Origin of the sequence: Wolbachia endosymbiont (group B) of Rhopobota naevana, assembly GCF_947250615.1 — a bacterium.
Taxonomy (GTDB): Bacteria; Pseudomonadota; Alphaproteobacteria; order Rickettsiales; family Anaplasmataceae; genus Wolbachia.
This window is the reverse complement of the sequence record NZ_OX366333.1, coordinates 1,385,692-1,400,629: the sequence shown is the minus strand read 5'-3', so window position 1 is coordinate 1,400,629 and position 14,938 is coordinate 1,385,692. Positions and strand designations below refer to the sequence as shown.

At 33.6% G+C, this 14,938-nt stretch carries 19 protein-coding genes; 12 read left to right on the top strand and 7 right to left on the bottom strand.

Translation table 11 applies throughout. The features are described 5' to 3' along the window. Positions 1 to 369: 369 nt before the first annotated feature. Positions 370 to 693 (top strand): hypothetical protein, encoded by a 324-nt coding sequence (locus tag OOL01_RS06710; protein ID WP_264686649.1) that lies wholly within the window; start codon positions 370 to 372, stop codon positions 691 to 693. Positions 694 to 1,152: 459 nt separating this feature from the next. Here the strand turns inward: OOL01_RS06710 and OOL01_RS06705 are convergent, their stop codons facing one another. After that, entirely contained in the window at positions 1,153 to 1,527 is a 375-nt protein-coding gene (locus tag OOL01_RS06705) for a ferredoxin family protein (protein WP_010405211.1), read from the bottom strand. A gap of 61 nt (positions 1,528 to 1,588) precedes the next feature. On the opposite strand from OOL01_RS06705, the gene dprA reads away from it, so the two are divergent. The 4 genes from dprA to OOL01_RS06685 all read left to right on the top strand — a co-directional run bounded on the left by dprA (position 1,589) and on the right by OOL01_RS06685 (position 5,340). Continuing rightward, complete coding sequence (dprA, locus tag OOL01_RS06700; protein WP_010405215.1) at positions 1,589 to 2,665, top strand: DNA-processing protein DprA; 1,077 nt, start codon at positions 1,589 to 1,591, stop codon at positions 2,663 to 2,665. A 254-nt stretch (positions 2,666 to 2,919) separates the two neighbouring features. After that, on the top strand, positions 2,920 to 3,060 hold the full coding sequence (locus OOL01_RS06695) for a hypothetical protein (protein WP_010405218.1): 141 nt from the start codon (positions 2,920 to 2,922) through the stop codon (positions 3,058 to 3,060). A 630-nt stretch (positions 3,061 to 3,690) separates the two neighbouring features. After that, complete coding sequence (locus OOL01_RS06690) at positions 3,691 to 3,999, top strand: transposase (protein ID WP_264375903.1); 309 nt, start codon at positions 3,691 to 3,693, stop codon at positions 3,997 to 3,999. Positions 4,000 to 4,101: 102 nt separating this feature from the next. Further along, positions 4,102 to 5,340, top strand: coding sequence for an IS256 family transposase (locus OOL01_RS06685; RefSeq protein WP_264686429.1), 1,239 nt, complete (start codon positions 4,102 to 4,104; stop codon positions 5,338 to 5,340). A 318-nt stretch (positions 5,341 to 5,658) separates the two neighbouring features. On the opposite strand, the gene OOL01_RS06680 is transcribed toward OOL01_RS06685, so the two are convergent. Genes OOL01_RS06680 through OOL01_RS06670 form a run of 3 tightly spaced genes read right to left on the bottom strand, consistent with a single transcriptional unit; the run spans position 5,659 to position 7,381 of the window. Then, the gene (locus OOL01_RS06680; RefSeq protein WP_264686648.1) at positions 5,659 to 6,024 is read right to left on the bottom strand and encodes a helix-turn-helix domain-containing protein; all 366 of its coding nucleotides are present in this window, start codon (positions 6,022 to 6,024) and stop codon (positions 5,659 to 5,661) included. A gap of 40 nt (positions 6,025 to 6,064) precedes the next feature. Further along, positions 6,065 to 6,397, bottom strand: a complete 333-nt coding sequence (locus tag OOL01_RS06675) for a helix-turn-helix domain-containing protein (protein ID WP_264685158.1) — start codon at positions 6,395 to 6,397, stop codon at positions 6,065 to 6,067. A 51-nt stretch (positions 6,398 to 6,448) separates the two neighbouring features. Then, a complete protein-coding gene (locus OOL01_RS06670) occupies positions 6,449 to 7,381 on the bottom strand; it encodes a hypothetical protein (RefSeq protein WP_264686647.1) in 933 nt (310 codons plus the stop codon). A 198-nt stretch (positions 7,382 to 7,579) separates the two neighbouring features. Between OOL01_RS06670 and OOL01_RS06665 the strand changes: the two genes are divergently transcribed. From OOL01_RS06665 to OOL01_RS06645, 5 genes are all read left to right on the top strand, one after another. Then, on the top strand, positions 7,580 to 7,792 hold the full coding sequence (locus OOL01_RS06665) for a hypothetical protein (protein ID WP_264686646.1): 213 nt from the start codon (positions 7,580 to 7,582) through the stop codon (positions 7,790 to 7,792). After that, complete coding sequence (locus OOL01_RS06660; protein ID WP_264686645.1) at positions 7,779 to 8,375, top strand: hypothetical protein; 597 nt, start codon at positions 7,779 to 7,781, stop codon at positions 8,373 to 8,375. Before OOL01_RS06665 ends, OOL01_RS06660 begins: the two co-directional genes overlap by 14 nt. A 289-nt stretch (positions 8,376 to 8,664) precedes the next feature. Then, positions 8,665 to 9,018 carry a recombinase family protein gene (locus OOL01_RS06655; RefSeq protein ID WP_264686644.1) on the top strand — a complete coding sequence of 118 codons (354 nt, stop codon included), beginning with the start codon at positions 8,665 to 8,667 and terminating at the stop codon, positions 9,016 to 9,018. A 12-nt stretch (positions 9,019 to 9,030) separates the two neighbouring features. Further along, the gene (locus tag OOL01_RS06650) at positions 9,031 to 10,329 is read left to right on the top strand and encodes a recombinase family protein (protein ID WP_264686643.1); all 1,299 of its coding nucleotides are present in this window, start codon (positions 9,031 to 9,033) and stop codon (positions 10,327 to 10,329) included. Positions 10,330 to 10,348: 19 nt separating this feature from the next. After that, positions 10,349 to 10,609 carry a hypothetical protein gene (locus OOL01_RS06645; RefSeq protein ID WP_264686642.1) on the top strand — a complete coding sequence of 87 codons (261 nt, stop codon included), beginning with the start codon at positions 10,349 to 10,351 and terminating at the stop codon, positions 10,607 to 10,609. 136 nt (positions 10,610 to 10,745) lie between these two features. On the opposite strand, the gene OOL01_RS06640 is transcribed toward OOL01_RS06645, so the two are convergent. From OOL01_RS06640 to OOL01_RS06630, 3 genes are all read right to left on the bottom strand, one after another. Continuing rightward, positions 10,746 to 11,117: a helix-turn-helix domain-containing protein gene (locus OOL01_RS06640; RefSeq protein ID WP_041582616.1), complete on the bottom strand. Its 372-nt coding sequence runs from the start codon at positions 11,115 to 11,117 to the stop codon at positions 10,746 to 10,748. A gap of 34 nt (positions 11,118 to 11,151) precedes the next feature. Further along, entirely contained in the window at positions 11,152 to 11,484 is a 333-nt protein-coding gene (locus tag OOL01_RS06635) for a helix-turn-helix domain-containing protein (RefSeq protein WP_041582615.1), read from the bottom strand. 103 nt (positions 11,485 to 11,587) lie between these two features. Continuing rightward, on the bottom strand, positions 11,588 to 12,247 hold the full coding sequence (locus OOL01_RS06630) for a JAB domain-containing protein (protein ID WP_012673223.1): 660 nt from the start codon (positions 12,245 to 12,247) through the stop codon (positions 11,588 to 11,590). 327 nt (positions 12,248 to 12,574) lie between these two features. On the opposite strand from OOL01_RS06630, the gene OOL01_RS06625 reads away from it, so the two are divergent. Both OOL01_RS06625 and OOL01_RS06620 read left to right on the top strand, forming a co-directional pair. Then, positions 12,575 to 13,345, top strand: coding sequence for a polysaccharide deacetylase family protein (locus OOL01_RS06625; RefSeq protein WP_264686641.1), 771 nt, complete (start codon positions 12,575 to 12,577; stop codon positions 13,343 to 13,345). Between the two features lie 20 nt (positions 13,346 to 13,365). Next, entirely contained in the window at positions 13,366 to 14,922 is a 1,557-nt protein-coding gene (locus tag OOL01_RS06620; protein WP_264686640.1) for a penicillin-binding transpeptidase domain-containing protein, read from the top strand. Positions 14,923 to 14,938 lie beyond the last annotated feature (16 nt).

Here is a 14,938-nt window from a genome sequence, read left to right as displayed (position 1 = left end):
TACAGATATTGCAATTTGCAGGTGGCAAGTAGTTTTATGTAAACTGGTTCCTTTGTGATCAGACACCAGATTGCAAGTAATACATTGGGTTTTGCATTATAGAATAGGGTTATTGCAAAACATATTTCCTTCAAACGTAAATGGTGTCCCTATATCCTATTGTAACGATAGTTACTTCATGTTTTTGGTGTCTGTATAATACACATCGCCAACTCTTAGTCTTCTAAACCCTTTAAAGCTATGGTGCAAGATTCACTGAATCAACTGTAAGACGTTCCTGTATTGCTTTATTTACTTTTGATTCCATATTTAATATAGTATTAATACTTTTATACTATATTAAATATAATATTAATTAAGGAGAATATTATGTCAGAAAAAGATAATAATCAATGTTCATTAAGTAAAGTTTGTATTAAATCAATCACTGGACCGTTATGGGGAGCGCATTATAACTCAAAGAAGACAATTGAAACAATTAAAGAAGATTTCAAGAATCTAAGCAATAATATTCATTTAACCAATACCAAGTTATGGGGAGAGTATGGTAATTTAAAGAAGACAATTGAAACAATTCAAAAAGATTTCGAGAATCTGAACAATGAACTTAAACCAGACAATATTGATAGTAATATATCATCTGCTGATATATTTTCTGATGAAACGCACATTTACGATTCAATGTCTATTTAACCAAAAAGATGTGAGGCTTCTTTTGTACTCTCTATTTATTCTGAACTTTTCAATAAAGTAATAAACGTATCTGAAAAGTAATTATGCTAATATAAATATTACAATTTTATTAACACATAAATGCTACCGTGGAGTTAGTTTTTTAATTTAGGAGTATATTATGGTTATGTCTACACAAAACTCGAATTCATTAACGTTTCAGGCACGCAACCTATCTCATATTTGCCATAAAAACTGTGAAGAGGCGCTCAATGAAACAGACAAACCTCTGTGCAAGGCTAGATGTGATGCTTTCTTTTCAGTGCCTGAACCTCGTTCACAAATTAGTGAGAAATTAATAGACATTGCAAACAATCTCCGTTTTGAGAGTGCACAATTATCGTCTATGGCAGATGAAATAGATGCTTACAATTCAATGTCTATTTAATCAAAAAAGTGTGAGTCCACTTTCGTACTCTATTACCCTAAATTTTCGTCAAAATAAGCTGTTTTATCCTTTTTTTCTTTATACTCTTCTGCTGTATCTAGGGGTTGCTTTTTAGCTGTGACATTTGGCCACTTTTGCGAATATTCTACATTTATGTTGTAAAATGATTTAAAGATTTTTTGTTCATTGTTCAGTAAGCCTTCATCTAGCTCTAGAATATCTTTTATGGAATCATCAGTTACAATTGCATCTACTGGACATTCAGGTATACACACTCCACAATCAATACACTCATCTGGGTTAATCACGAGCATATTTTTACCTTCATAAAAGCAGTCAACGGGACATACTTCTACACAGTCCGTATATTTACATTTTATGCATTTATCTGTAACAAAATGCGTCATAAAATACTGTATATTTGCATTATCTTGGGTACACTAAACTGATAAGAAATTCAAGCCTTTTATGAAGATAAATAAATTAAATAACGAAGAATTAGAAATATGGCTAAGCTTGGCTAGAACTGTGGGACCAGTAAAGTTTTTTAGTATACTAAGAGCATGTGGCTCACTAGATGAAGTGCTTAAGTATCTTAATGAATTGGCTAACAAGGATTATGGAATTAAAAATGTACAAGAAGAAATTAAGAATGCAGAAAAAATTGGAGCCAAAATAATACCAGCATGTGATCCAGATTACCCTGACATTTTAAGGAATATACCGAGTTGTCCTCCTGTAATAACTACACTTGGTGATATATCATTGTTAAGCCGTGAGATAATTGCAATAATCGGTGGACGTAATTCTTCAATCAATGGAAGAAATTTTGCCAATAAGTTGGCACTTGATTTAAGCGAAGTTGGTTTCATCGTAATTTCTGGACTTGCAAGAGGGATCGATACTGCAGCAAACAGTGTAATATACAAAAATCACCCAACCATTGCTGTCACAGCAAGCGGAATTGACGTAGTATACCCAAGAGAAAATTTTGATCTATACAAAAGAATCACTGAAAATGGCGGGTTAGTAATTACCGAGCTTCCATTTGCTACTAAACCAAAGCCTCAGTATTTTCCCCAAAGAAACCGAATTATATCTGGCCTTTCACTCGGTGTTGTGGTAATTGAAGCATCAAAAAAGTCTGGTTCTCTCATCACAGCAGATTTTGCTTTGAATCAAGGAAGAGAGGTGTTTGCAGTTTCTGGTTTCCCTTTAGATTCACGCTGTAGTGGTAGTAATTATTTAATTAAGAACGGCGCTAAACTTGTTGAATCCGCTGATGATATAGTAGAGAGCGTGAGATTTAGTTTACCGCTTCAGCAAAAAAATCTATTTGATACCGTTGCTGACCAAAAACAAGAAAAATTGCAACAGGCAAAATCTGTTATAGTTGATCATATTAACTCTGTACCTGTTGATATAGATGAACTTATATTAGCAAGCGGACTTTCTACCAACATAGCTCTAATGGCTCTTTTGGAACTAGAGACGGAAAATAAAATAGAGCGTTTGCCGGGGAATAAAATATCATTAATTTTCTAGATTGCTTTAGTTATAAATCCACAACCGTACAAACATTATGATTTGAGTCCACCAAGAAAGATGTCATTCCAGCGTGTGACGCTGGCTTTCCGTAATCTCACTAAAAACGTTGTATTTTTACATAACTTTTATACTTACTAACTTAATATATAATCAGAATTCCTAGATTCCAGACTCATGCATCAATAGACCTGCTGCAAAAGGTAATGATAAAATGATGAAAGAGGAATAAGCAGATAGAGTAAGGTAAAAAAATGAGCTTTAGTTACTACAATATAAAGAAACACCCAAGAAATTTTCGTAATATAACAGGCTTAACTGTAGAAGAATTTGAAAAGGTGATAGAAAAAGTGGGGAACGTTCAAAAAAGTGTGTCAAGCCGAAAAGAAAAGTAATAAATTGATATAAAAAATGGAGGTTTGAAATGAGTCAAGCAAATAGAACTACCGGATTAGTAGACTATAAAGAACTAGAATCAAATATTTTATCATCTATAGCTAACCCAAGAAAGGTTTAGCTATATGGCAAAATTGGTTAGAATGGTATAATAAGTAATGAGAAAGAAGAAGATGCCAAGTCCATATAGTGAGGATCTGAAAGAACGTGTTCTCAAAGGAGTCGATAAAAAAACAATGACGATAAAAAAATCAGTCAAATATTCAAAGTGAGCATAAAACCAATATATTTGTGGAGGAAAAGGAAAAAAGAAACAGAAACCATCTTCAGGCTATCACAAAGGATATGGTCATAAGATTAAAGACTTAGATAGATTTGCCAAATTTCTGAATGGAAATTAAGATATTAGAATTGAAAAGATAATTGAAGAATTTGGTAATATGTGTAGAAGCACAGTATATAACTACCTTAGCAAAGTAAACTATACATATAAAAAAAACTTTTCTTTATCGAGAAAGAGATAAAGAGAAACGCAAAGAGTTCATAAAAAAAGTAGAAGAAATAAATAAAGGAAACTTGATATACATAGATGAGTCTGGAATAGAGGACAATGAATTTTATGAATATGGGTGGTCTCAAAGAGGCAAGAGGTTATTTGCCCAGGGTTTAAAAGAAAGAGGGTAAGCATAATTGGAGCACTGAATGAAGGAAAAGTTAAAGCATCATGGATAATTGATGGCTACTGCAACAGGGAGATTTTTGATGCTTATGTAGAAAATGTACTTGTTCCTGTATTTAAACCTGGACAGACTATTGTTCTCGACAATGCGAGCTTTTATAAATCTGCAAGGATGAAAAATTTGATAGAAAATATTGGGTGTAAAATTTTGTTCTTGCCTCCATACTCGCCAGATTTAAATCCGATTGAGAAGTTCTGATCAAGCACGCCATAAGAAAGGCTCTACAAAGGGAATGTTCAAAAAAGTGTGTCAAACCGAGAAATAAAAATAAAATAGAAACAAAAAATAGAGGTTTGATATATGAGTTACAAAATAGAAAATGGAACGACTGGCCTGGTAGATTACAAAGAGCTGGAAGCAAATATACTGTCATCAATAAGGGAAGGTAAACCATTGATGGGGAGAGATGGAGCATTAACACCATTTGTAAAAAGGCTGCTGGAAGCAAGTCTAGAAGGTGAAATAGAGCATCATTTATCCAATGAAAGAGAAGAAAAGAATCGAAGAAACGGAAAGAATGGCAAAACTTTGAAGACGAGTGCAGGTTCATTTGAACTATTGACACCAAGAGATAGAGAGGGAAGTTTCGAACCACAGATAGTGAAAAAAAGGCAAACAAGCTTACATCCAGAACTTGAAACAAAGGTCTTGAACATGTTTGCAAGCGGTGTGGGATACAGGGATATAGCATCCTATGTGGAAGAAATCTATGACCATAAAATATCTGCAGCAGAGATATCTGGAATTACAGATAAATTACTGCCTATAATCAATGAATGGAGGAGTCGTCCCCTACAATCAGTATACCCGATAGTATTTATGGATGGGATGTTTTTTAAGGTCAAAGAGAATGGACATTGCATAAGTAAATGCATGTACAATATATTAGGAATAGACCAAAATGGCAGAAAAGAAGTACTGGGTTTTTACTTAGCAGAAAGTGAGGGAGCTAACTTCTGGCTAGGCGTATTAAATGACTTAAAAGAGAGAGGAGTAGAAGACATTTTGATAGCTTGTGTTGACGGTCTGAAAAGCTTCCCTACAGATATAAATAGCGTATTTCCCAATGCTGAGGTACAGTTATGCATTGTGCACCAAATAAGAAATTCACTAAAATACGTATCCAGCAAAGATATAAAAGTTTTTATGAATGATTTGAAAAAAATATACCGTGCTACAAGTAGAGAAATCGCCGAAAATTATTTACTTGAACTGGAGGAAAAATGGGGTGAAAAATATCCTTTAGTCATAAAATCGTGGCAAAACAATTGGGAAAATTTGTCTAGTTATTTTAAGTATTCTGGCCCTGTTAGAAGGCTAATTTATACCACCAATCCAATTGAGGGGTTGCACAGACAAATCAGAAAATTTACTAAAACCAAAGGTTCATTTACCAGTACAAATGCCTTGTACAAATTGGTATATTGTGCTATAAAAAAGATAGAGCAAAAATGGGCTATGGCTTTGCCTAATTGGGCTCTAACTATATCTCAACTTGATATCTTTTTTCCTGATAGGTTAAAAATTGAGTTGAACTAAAAATTCGCTTTGACACACTTTTTTGAACATTCCCCAAAAAGCACAGGAATTTGGCTACATCTTAGTTCAAAAAGATGAACTGGTTGAGGGAGTTTCTTAGAAGCGTTTTCTGCTACAACCTTTTCTTGCACTACCTTATCTCTGTGAACGGTTGCAATTATTTTAGAAAAGTTTATAAATTACTAACTTAATATATAAAATAGTTTTTTTTCATCTTCTTTTTTCCTTATTCTACTTTTCCTTAACTTGACGCAATGGTTTATTGAAAACTTCTTCATGTTATGAAAATATCCAGGTATTTGTACTTTAAAACCTGTATTATTTGTGAGTAAGAGCCTTAATCACTAAATGAACAATGTCACACAAAGTTTCATCCTCAATTTTTCTATATTCCCTCACTAGCCTTGATATTTCTTCGCTGCCTACATCGCTATTGAAGGCCTTATCATGTAAGTCTTCAGAGGCTTTGGTAAAAAAATACGACATATCAACCGATAGTACTTCTGCTAATTTATATAACCTATCAACTACAAGCCTAATCTCTCCGCTTTCATATCCTTGTACATGCTGGAATGAAATTTCAAGCTTTTTTCCTAAGTCTCTTTGACTAAAACCACACATTAGCCTTCTTTTCCTTATTCTTTCACCTATTTGTTTATCAATAGGATGTTGTTTATCTTGCACAATCACTTATTAATACCTTAACTTGTATATTAAAGTAGTACTAACTTTCATTATAACTTTGAGAAAAAGATTTTACCAATGTATAAACTACACTACGTAACCTTTTGCCTTTAATTTCATTATATCCTTTGACTAACTTTAGTATTTCTTCATCATAAGCTTCATGTGAGTCAGTGTGCATATCAGTAAAAAAGTTAGCAACATCTATCGATAGTGCTTTTGCTAAATCATATAATCTACTGGCCAAAACACAATTTGAACCATTTTCGTACTTTTGTATCTGTCTATACGAAACACCTATTCTCTTTCCCAATTCGGTCTGTGTCAAAGCACGATCTAACCTAAGTTGTTTTATTTTTTTACCTAATTGCACTTTTCACCTCTTATTCAAATTTACAACAAATTTTATGAAGTGGAAAAAAAGCTAGCAAAGTAATTGCTTTAATAATTTCTGCCTCTCGCTAATTAAATCGTTTGGCCTTACGTATTTTTTCTCAATTTCCCTCATCTCTTTTTCTCGTTCTGCAATGCTATTTCGTATTACTTCAGCCGAGTATCTGCTTTTGCCACATGCAAACTCTGATCTTAATCTTCTAACCTTATATTCGAGCTCAACAAATCTTTCATGCTGCTCAAGAAGCTCTATCATGTGTTTGATTTCAGAATTCAGCTTTTTTTCCTCAACATCTTTCACAATAAAAGAAAGCAGAAGCTTATCTATTTGGTAATCAATATTTGGTTGGGTAGCAAACAGATTGATCATAGCTTTTACATCAGTAGGATTTGCAACTAATAAGCTAAAATTACTACATAAAAAACTATAGAACTTTATCGTCTTCACAAGATAATTTTTCATATCTTGTGATAATTGCAATTCTTTGTGAATTCCTGATAACGATATTTTTAATTCTTCCAAATATTTCGTATCAAAATTACTTGCTTTTTCAGGTACAAGAATCATGAGCAGCTTTTTTATGAGCTCAACATCATTTGACTTAACTGCATTATAAAGAGCTTTATCCTTATCTTTTTTTAAATCATAAAGCTCTGATGAGTTATCTATACTGAATAAATAGTTTGCTACGTCAGTGTTTCCTTGAGGAGAATAGATCAGAATATCCAATTCTCTTAGCGGGTGGTCATCATTAAACTTTTCTAGTAACTGCTTATCGGTAGTTTCCTCTATTGCTAAAGCAGCTTTACTGATCTTTTTCAGTTCAGAAACATTATCTCTTGAATTTTCAAGTATGTCTTTAGCCTTGTCTAGCAGCTGCTCATATAGAACTATTTTTTCTTCATCATCAAGTAGCTGACAATGCTTTTTCAGCTTTTCAGTAGAGTAAGATAGGATATCCATTTTTTTCAATTTTACGATTACGATACCCCATTTTTGTTGAAACTGAAATAATTTTTATAGGATGTGTTTTTCTAGTGTAGATGCCCGCAAAACTTGTTATTATAATATACAGTAAATCAATAAGTCGTATAATATTAACAATTAAATAATATTTATCACGATATGATCGAATAGTAATGAAATTAAGTGAGGGTTACAATGAAAAAAATAAATGGTAAAAAATTGTCTAGTAAAATGTTAAAAGCGGTAGAGCGAATAGCAAAAGAAGGGTTATTACCTAATTTTATAAAAGCTGCTCCAACAGCAAATAAAAAGATTAGTAAATTACCTGTCTTAACATATCCTGAGGAGCTCAATCCATTTCGATCAGCTTTATGCAAGATAAGGCTAAGTGAATATGAAACTAAATGAATTCTTGGAAAAAGCTATTGCAGCTGAAAATATAGACAAATTAAGTAAAATTGTCGATGAAGTTTTGGATTTAGGAATAAGAATAAATGCTGCCAATGAGGATGGCTTTAGCTTTGCTAACGTTACAATGTTTAAGATGTATCGTGATGAGTTCAAAGGAAATAAACAAGAAGATATAATCAGGAAGTTAGCCTTACATGGAGCAGATTTTAATGTACAAGTTGATAAGAAAATAGCTGAAAAAGTGCAAAAAGAAATTGAGCCACAAATATATAGTAGGCTCAAAAAGCTCAGGGAAGTTGGAGAGAACGCTACTATAGAAGGAACTGTTGAAAATGTAGAAATTGATAATAAGACCTTCTATATGGAATTTTCACATAGCTGCATAGTTGATGTTGCCAAAGTTGTAGAAGGCGCAAAAAACTTGGGCCTGAGCAAGGGAGATTTAAATCTCGGTGGCAATATCATAAAAATAGGTGATGGTGAAGTTGAGGTCAAAACTGGGAAAGACGGTAAAAGAAATTACGTAGATATATCCGATAACAGCGCTTTTACACTACCGACAATGTTGCAAAAAACATAAAAATAAAACTAGAGAAAACCATTTCTCGAAAACTTCTGTGTCCAGAACCAAGAGTCCGATTTACTTATAGCGCTAATAATCAATTAACCATCGGCTTTAAGGAATGATATGAACATATTATTTCAAGGAAAAGTCATGAGAAACAAGAGATTAGCTATCCAAATTAGCTGTAGCTATGAACCTAATCGGTTAGCAGAACAATGCTTATCAGATGCTTATGAAAAGGTAGTGTCAAAGGAAATAAGTCAAAAAAACTTAAAACATAAAAATGGGATTCAAGGAGGGTCAAATGGTAACAGTATGTTTATATGCGAGAGTTTCTTCGGGGAAACAAGTAGAAGGAAATACGATAGAAAGTCAAATTGCAGCTTTAGAGAAGCAAATTAATCTGGACGGATACAGATTGTTAAGTGAGTATAAATTTATTGATAACGGCTACAGTGGATCTCATTTAGTCCGCCCTGATTTAGAAAAATTACGTGATAAAGTAACAGAAGGTAAAATTGATAAGATTTACATTCATTCTCCTGATCGTTTATCTAGAAAATATGCATATCAAATGGTGCTGATTGAAGAATTTGAAAAAGCAGGAGCAAAAGTGGTTTTTTTAAATTATGAGATTAACGGTAACCCAGAATCTTAATTACTGTTACAAATGCAAGGTATGATAGCAGAATATGAACGTGCGAAAATTATGGAACGAAGTCGTCGTGGTAAAATCTATGCAGCTAACAAAGGCTATGTAAATGTAATGGGAGGAGCTCCTTATGGTTATCGTTATATAGATAAGCATATGGGAGGAGGACAAGCTTTATTTGAGATTAACGAAAAAGAAGCTGATGTCGTTCGTAAAGTATTTTTGTGGATAGGCAGAGAAAGAACAAGTATTGGGGAAGTATGTCGTCGGCTAAATACTATGTCCATTAAGACACAAAAAGGAAAAGAACGCTGGAATAAAGGTACAATTTGGAGTATGTTGAAAAACCCTGCTTACAAAGGACAAGCAGCTTTTGGTAGAAGAAGGTTAGGAGTAAGATTAAAGCAAGTAAGACCACAGAAAGGCTCTTGTGAGCAGCCAAAAAGTAACCACTCTGTCTATCCTGTTGAAAAAGCAAATTGGATTTATATTAAAGTGCCAAATATAGTAGATGAAGATATATTTGATATTGTTCAAGAACAATTAGCTGAAAATAGAAAAGTAGCAAGGACAAGAAAAAGAGGAGCAAAGTACTTACTACAAGGTTTAGTCATATGTAAGCGTTGTAATTACGGATGTTACGGAACTTGCATGAGAAGTAGACGAGAAGAAGAAGGTGGTCATTATGCATATTACCGTTGTAGTGGTAAAGATTCTTACCGTTTTGGTGGTAATAAGATTTGTGACAATAAACCCATTCGCTCAGATGCATTAGAAACAGCTGTGTGGGAAGAGGTTAAGCAGTTATTGAAAAATCCAAACAGGATTTTAGAAGAATACAAGCGTAGGCTTTCAGAACTAAAAAAATCATCATTGGATCAAAAAAGTGACCTGCTAGAGAAACAAGAAAATAAATTAAAACGTGGTATTGCTAGACTTATCGATAGTTATGCTCAAGAATATATCAATCAAGAGGAATTTGAACCACGAATTAAAGCAATGAAACAAAGCTTAAAAACAATTAAAGAAGAGAAGAAAAAGATATTTTATCAAAAGGAATTAGAACAGGAGGTAACTCTGGTTGTGGCCAATTTAGAAGACTTTTCTTCCAATATTACGTTAAACCTTGATAACGCAGACTGGTTAACTAAACGTGATATTATCAGAACATTGGTCAAGAGAATTGAAATTAACCTTGAGGACGTAAATGTGGTATTTCGCGTAAAAGAGCTACCGAACTCTTCTGGACATAATGGAAAGGAAAATAAAAATTTGCAACATTGTCGTAGGTATATTTACAGTAACACTTTGCACTAGCCTAGGAGAGCTAAATTTAATGATATATCATGACACAGAAGACTATCATCAAGTACAAGTTGAGGTAGAAGATGAAGAAATGTGGAACGAGTTGCAAGAAATAGGAGAAATCGTAGGAAAGGGTTGTTTATTTGGTGGAATGTCTGTTAAAGAAGTAGTGGAAAAAGGCAGCTTTACTAGATGTGGAAGGTGGGGCGACCAAAATTCTAAAAGTAGTGAGACCTTTTCTTGGGTGAGCAAATTAAAAGATACCAAAACGACATCTGTAGGACGTTCTTGATTGGTGGCTATGTTTTTACATAGCCATAATTATTGCAAAGTAAAGTAGTTCTTGAAATTTAATCAAAATTACCATAAAAAATTTACCTTAACTAGCATTGCTTGTAGAAGTGGATTGAAGATATATTCAGGCAATATTATTTATTGGCAAGCGCTTTTATCACTGAATGCACAATATCACGCAACGTTTCATCCTTAATTTTCCTGTATTCCCTCACTAGCCTTGATATTTCTTCACTACCCACATCGCTACAAAAGGCCTTATCGTGTAAGTCTTCAGAAGCTTTGGTAAAAAAATATGACATATCAACGGACAAAGCTTCTGCCAAATTATACAATCTATCAATTACAAGCCTTACCTCTCCAGTTTCATATCCTTGTATATGCTGAAATGAAATTCCGAGCTTTTTTCCTAAGTCTCTTTGGCTAAAACCGCATATTAACCTTCTCTTCCTTATTCTTTCACCTATTTGTTTATCAATAGGATGTTGTTCATCTTGTACAATCATTTATTAATATATTAACTGAGGTATTGAAGCAATACTAACTCTCATTGTAACTTTGAGAAAAAGATTTTACCAATATATAAACTACGCTACGTAACCTTTTGCTTTTAATTTCATTATATCCTTTGACTAATTTTAGTATTTCTTCATCATAAGTTTCATGTGAGTCGACATGCACATCAGTAAAAAAATCAGCCACATTAATCGATAGTGCTTTTGCTAAGTCGTATAGCCTACTGGCCAAAATTTGGTTTGAACTATTTTCGTACCTTTGTATTTGTCTATACGAAACGCCTATTTTCTTTCCCAACTCAGTTTGTGTTAAACCACAGTATAATCTAAGTTCTTTTATTTTTTTGCCTAATTCCACCTTTCATTACTAATTTTAGCTGCTCAAGCTTATATTGAATTTTTTAATTTATGAAGTAGAAAAAAAGAAGGAAAGTTGGAGAACTTTCCTTCCGGTCTACAGATTACAATAAACCACTATCATAAAAACTAAAGTGGCTCTTCTGTGTTACGATTATGTGATCTATTAATTTCATTCCTACATTTTCGCAGGTTGCAGCTAATGTAAGTGTGTTATCCTCATCCTCCTTTGATGGTTCTGTATCTCCACTTGGATGATTATGTGAAATTGCAATAGATGATGCATCGATCAGTAATCCCTGTTTGATTATTTCTCTCACATATAGAGGTACTCTGTCTATAGTTCCACAGTCTTGAATATACTCGTATATCAAATGACCACTTCGATCTAAGTATATTACTCGCAAGCTTTCCTTTCGTGACTGCCCTATTGCTGTTTTAAAGTATTTTAGTAGCTCTTCTCTGTTATCAAGAATCGACAGCTTTTTTAACTTACCTTTCAGTATCCTATCGAAAATCTCTTTCAGACAAAAGATACTTGCTATTGCTCCATCATTCATTCCTGTAACATTTTTTAGCTCATGAAAGTCAGCGTTAATTACCCTTCCTAAACTACTAAAGAGCTCTATTAGCTTTTTGGCCACTTCTCTTCCTTCTTCACATTCAGATAGAGTACGTTCCAGTAGCTCATGGTCAAGTAAAGACCTGCCTCTACTTGATAAAATGCGAGTTTCCAATTTTTCTTTTCTCTCACTATTATTCATAAAAACCTCCAAGGTCAACATTATATACAAATTCAACGCCAGCTTTCTGACGCAGTAGTTCTCGAGGAATAACCCTTTTGAACTCTAAATTTGCAATGTTGTCCTTGTTGCTTTAAAAGCTGGAATACCATTTGCCATGTGAATTTGTGCATTAACATTTACTGTGCTGGTTCCCTGAAGAGCAACGGTATTTATATTTGCAATCATACTATATTATATAAAGTTATTAATATAATATATTGACAAAGTAACGAAGTAAACAGTAGCTGTTAAAAGTGGTTTAATTTAGCAAAAAAGTGTAGTACTCTATCACTTTGCTGATTATATATGTTTATAAGAATAATCGCTTTTCTTTTGCTATATTCAAGCGCAGTTTTCTGTAGTGATTGTAACTTTAACTTACCATATCGTGGGCTCAGTTGTGATTTGGATCTATCATATAGAAATTTAAGTAATATAAAGAAATTATTGAATAACAAAGATAAGTTCGTTGCACTTACGTTTGATGATGGACCGTCTTATAATAGAGCAGGAGATATTATTAATATTCTGGAGAGCAATAAAACAAAAGCGACATTTTTTGTGCTTGGTGGACGTATAAATAAAAAAACATATGAGATAGTAAAGAAAATCCATGAAGCAGGTCATGAGTTAGGCAATCACTCTTGGTCGCATAGGAAGTTGACATCACTTTCAAGTGAGGAACAATTGCAAGAGCTGGAAAAGACAAATGTGGCAATTAAAAATGCAACAGAACAGAATGTAAAATGGTTTCGCCCACCATATGGATGTCATAACGATAATTTGATCGAAAATACTAATCGATTAAATATGTATTCCATATTATGGACAGTCGATTCTCTGGATTGGCAAGGTGATAAATCAGAGATTTTGGTTGAAAGAGTTTTAAGCAATGTACATAATGGAGCGATTATATTGTTCCATGATCACGATAACAAATCAAATACAGTTGAAGCTTTACCTCAGATTATTGAAATACTAAAAAAATCGGGTTACAAACTTGTTACCTTAAGTGAGTGGGAAGAAAGGGTTTGTGATGTAGTGAAAGCTAGAAATGTGCCAATAAAAGGAGGATGAGTGCGTTCTAAAGGAATTCTATGTGGACAAAAAACAAGGTCTTCAACCGCAGGGCATTCATATTAGGTGGTATTCAGCTTACTATTTCTGCTATTTTTAGTTATAGGTTGTATACTTTACAAGTACGAGATAGACAAAAATATGAAGTGCTATCCAATAATAATAGGATAAAAGTTGTTACTATTGTGCCTAAACGAGGTAGGATTTTGGATAGGAATAGCGTTGAACTCGCAGTAAACAAAATTTCGTATATTGTTTTATTTGATGGGCAAAAAACCTTTACTAGGGAAGTTGATTTTCAGATGTTATCAGAAATTAAACCTGATGCGATAAAATCATCAGAAAGAAGAATAACTGCTCTTTATAAACGTTACTACCCATTTGGTTCGATATGTTCTCATATAATCGGATACACGAAAAGACAGCAAGGCATAAACGAAGCAGGGGTTAGTGGCATTGAATATACATATGATGATATATTAAAAGGCAGGACAGGCAAGTCTGAGCAGGAAATAAATTCTAAGAAGCGTATCATGAGAGAGTTGTCTAGCATACCTCAACAAGACGGACAAGATGTACAGCTGACAATTGATGTTGATTTACAGAAAAAAATCGCAGAGATATTTAAAGACCACCAAGGTTCCACAGTGGTAATTGATGTAAATAACGGAGAAATTTTAGCATTGTATAACTCACCTTCTTACGATAATAATCTTTTCACTAGCAGATTATCAAATGAAACTTGGGAAAGTTTAAATATTCCTTCGTTACCGCTTGTAAACCGTGCATTATCATATCAAATTCCACCTGGTTCAATATTTAAAATAATAGATGCGCTTGCGGGTTTAAAAGATGGAATAATAACACCAGAAGAAAAATTCTCGTGTAGGGGATATATGAAGATAGGTGAGCGGAAATTTCGTTGCATGAAAAGCAAAGTTCATGGATATGTATCTTTAAATGAGGCAATGGCTCTCTCATGCAACACTTACTTTTATAATATAGGAAAAAAAATAAATGTAGATTCTCTACTAGAAATGGCTAGCAAATTTGGTATAGGAAGTGGACCATTAATTGGAATGTTTAAGGAAGAAGCTCCGGGATTGTTGCCTGACATGAATTGGCGTGCACGCAAGCTATATTCAGAGTGGTATTTAGGTGATACCATTAACTTAGTTATAGGACAAGGGTATTTACTTACAACGCCATTACAGCTTGCGGTTCTTGCAGCGAGGGTTGCAACAGGAAAGGAGGTAATTCCCCACATTGAGATGAGTAAATCAGGGCAAGACTTTCTTGATATTGATGTGAATCATGAGCATCTTAGTGTGGTTCGAAAAGCTATGTTTGACGTGGTGAATTCTAACTATAGAAAAGGACTAGGCAGTATACAAATTGCTGGCAAAACCGGAACACCAGAGATAAACTCTAAAGGTGAAAGTCATAAATTGTTTATCGCTTATGGCCCCTACCATGATCCGCGCTATGCAATCTCAGTGTTTATAGAACATGGTAAAACTCCACGCCAAGATGTTGCAATTGCTAGTGAGATATTGCAATATATGCTTGAAAAATGAACTTATGAAATTGCCA

Coding starts and splice junctions, on each gene's coding strand:
- OOL01_RS06710 (WP_264686649.1), top strand. CDS start 370: ATGTCAGAAAAAGATAATAATCAATGTTCATTAAGTAAAGTTTGTATT.
- OOL01_RS06705 (WP_010405211.1), bottom strand. CDS start 1,527: ATGACGCATTTTGTTACAGATAAATGCATAAAATGTAAATATACGGAC.
- dprA (WP_010405215.1), top strand. CDS start 1,589: ATGAAGATAAATAAATTAAATAACGAAGAATTAGAAATATGGCTAAGC.
- OOL01_RS06695 (WP_010405218.1), top strand. CDS start 2,920: ATGAGCTTTAGTTACTACAATATAAAGAAACACCCAAGAAATTTTCGT.
- OOL01_RS06685 (WP_264686429.1), top strand. CDS start 4,102: ATGAGTTACAAAATAGAAAATGGAACGACTGGCCTGGTAGATTACAAA.
- OOL01_RS06670 (WP_264686647.1), bottom strand. CDS start 7,381: ATGGATATCCTATCTTACTCTACTGAAAAGCTGAAAAAGCATTGTCAG.
- OOL01_RS06665 (WP_264686646.1), top strand. CDS start 7,580: ATGAAAAAAATAAATGGTAAAAAATTGTCTAGTAAAATGTTAAAAGCG.
- OOL01_RS06660 (WP_264686645.1), top strand. CDS start 7,779: ATGAAACTAAATGAATTCTTGGAAAAAGCTATTGCAGCTGAAAATATA.
- OOL01_RS06655 (WP_264686644.1), top strand. CDS start 8,665: ATGGTAACAGTATGTTTATATGCGAGAGTTTCTTCGGGGAAACAAGTA.
- OOL01_RS06650 (WP_264686643.1), top strand. CDS start 9,031: ATGCAAGGTATGATAGCAGAATATGAACGTGCGAAAATTATGGAACGA.
- OOL01_RS06645 (WP_264686642.1), top strand. CDS start 10,349: ATGATATATCATGACACAGAAGACTATCATCAAGTACAAGTTGAGGTA.
- OOL01_RS06640 (WP_041582616.1), bottom strand. CDS start 11,117: ATGATTGTACAAGATGAACAACATCCTATTGATAAACAAATAGGTGAA.
- OOL01_RS06630 (WP_012673223.1), bottom strand. CDS start 12,247: ATGAATAATAGTGAGAGAAAAGAAAAATTGGAAACTCGCATTTTATCA.
- OOL01_RS06625 (WP_264686641.1), top strand. CDS start 12,575: ATGTTTATAAGAATAATCGCTTTTCTTTTGCTATATTCAAGCGCAGTT.
- OOL01_RS06620 (WP_264686640.1), top strand. CDS start 13,366: ATGTGGACAAAAAACAAGGTCTTCAACCGCAGGGCATTCATATTAGGT.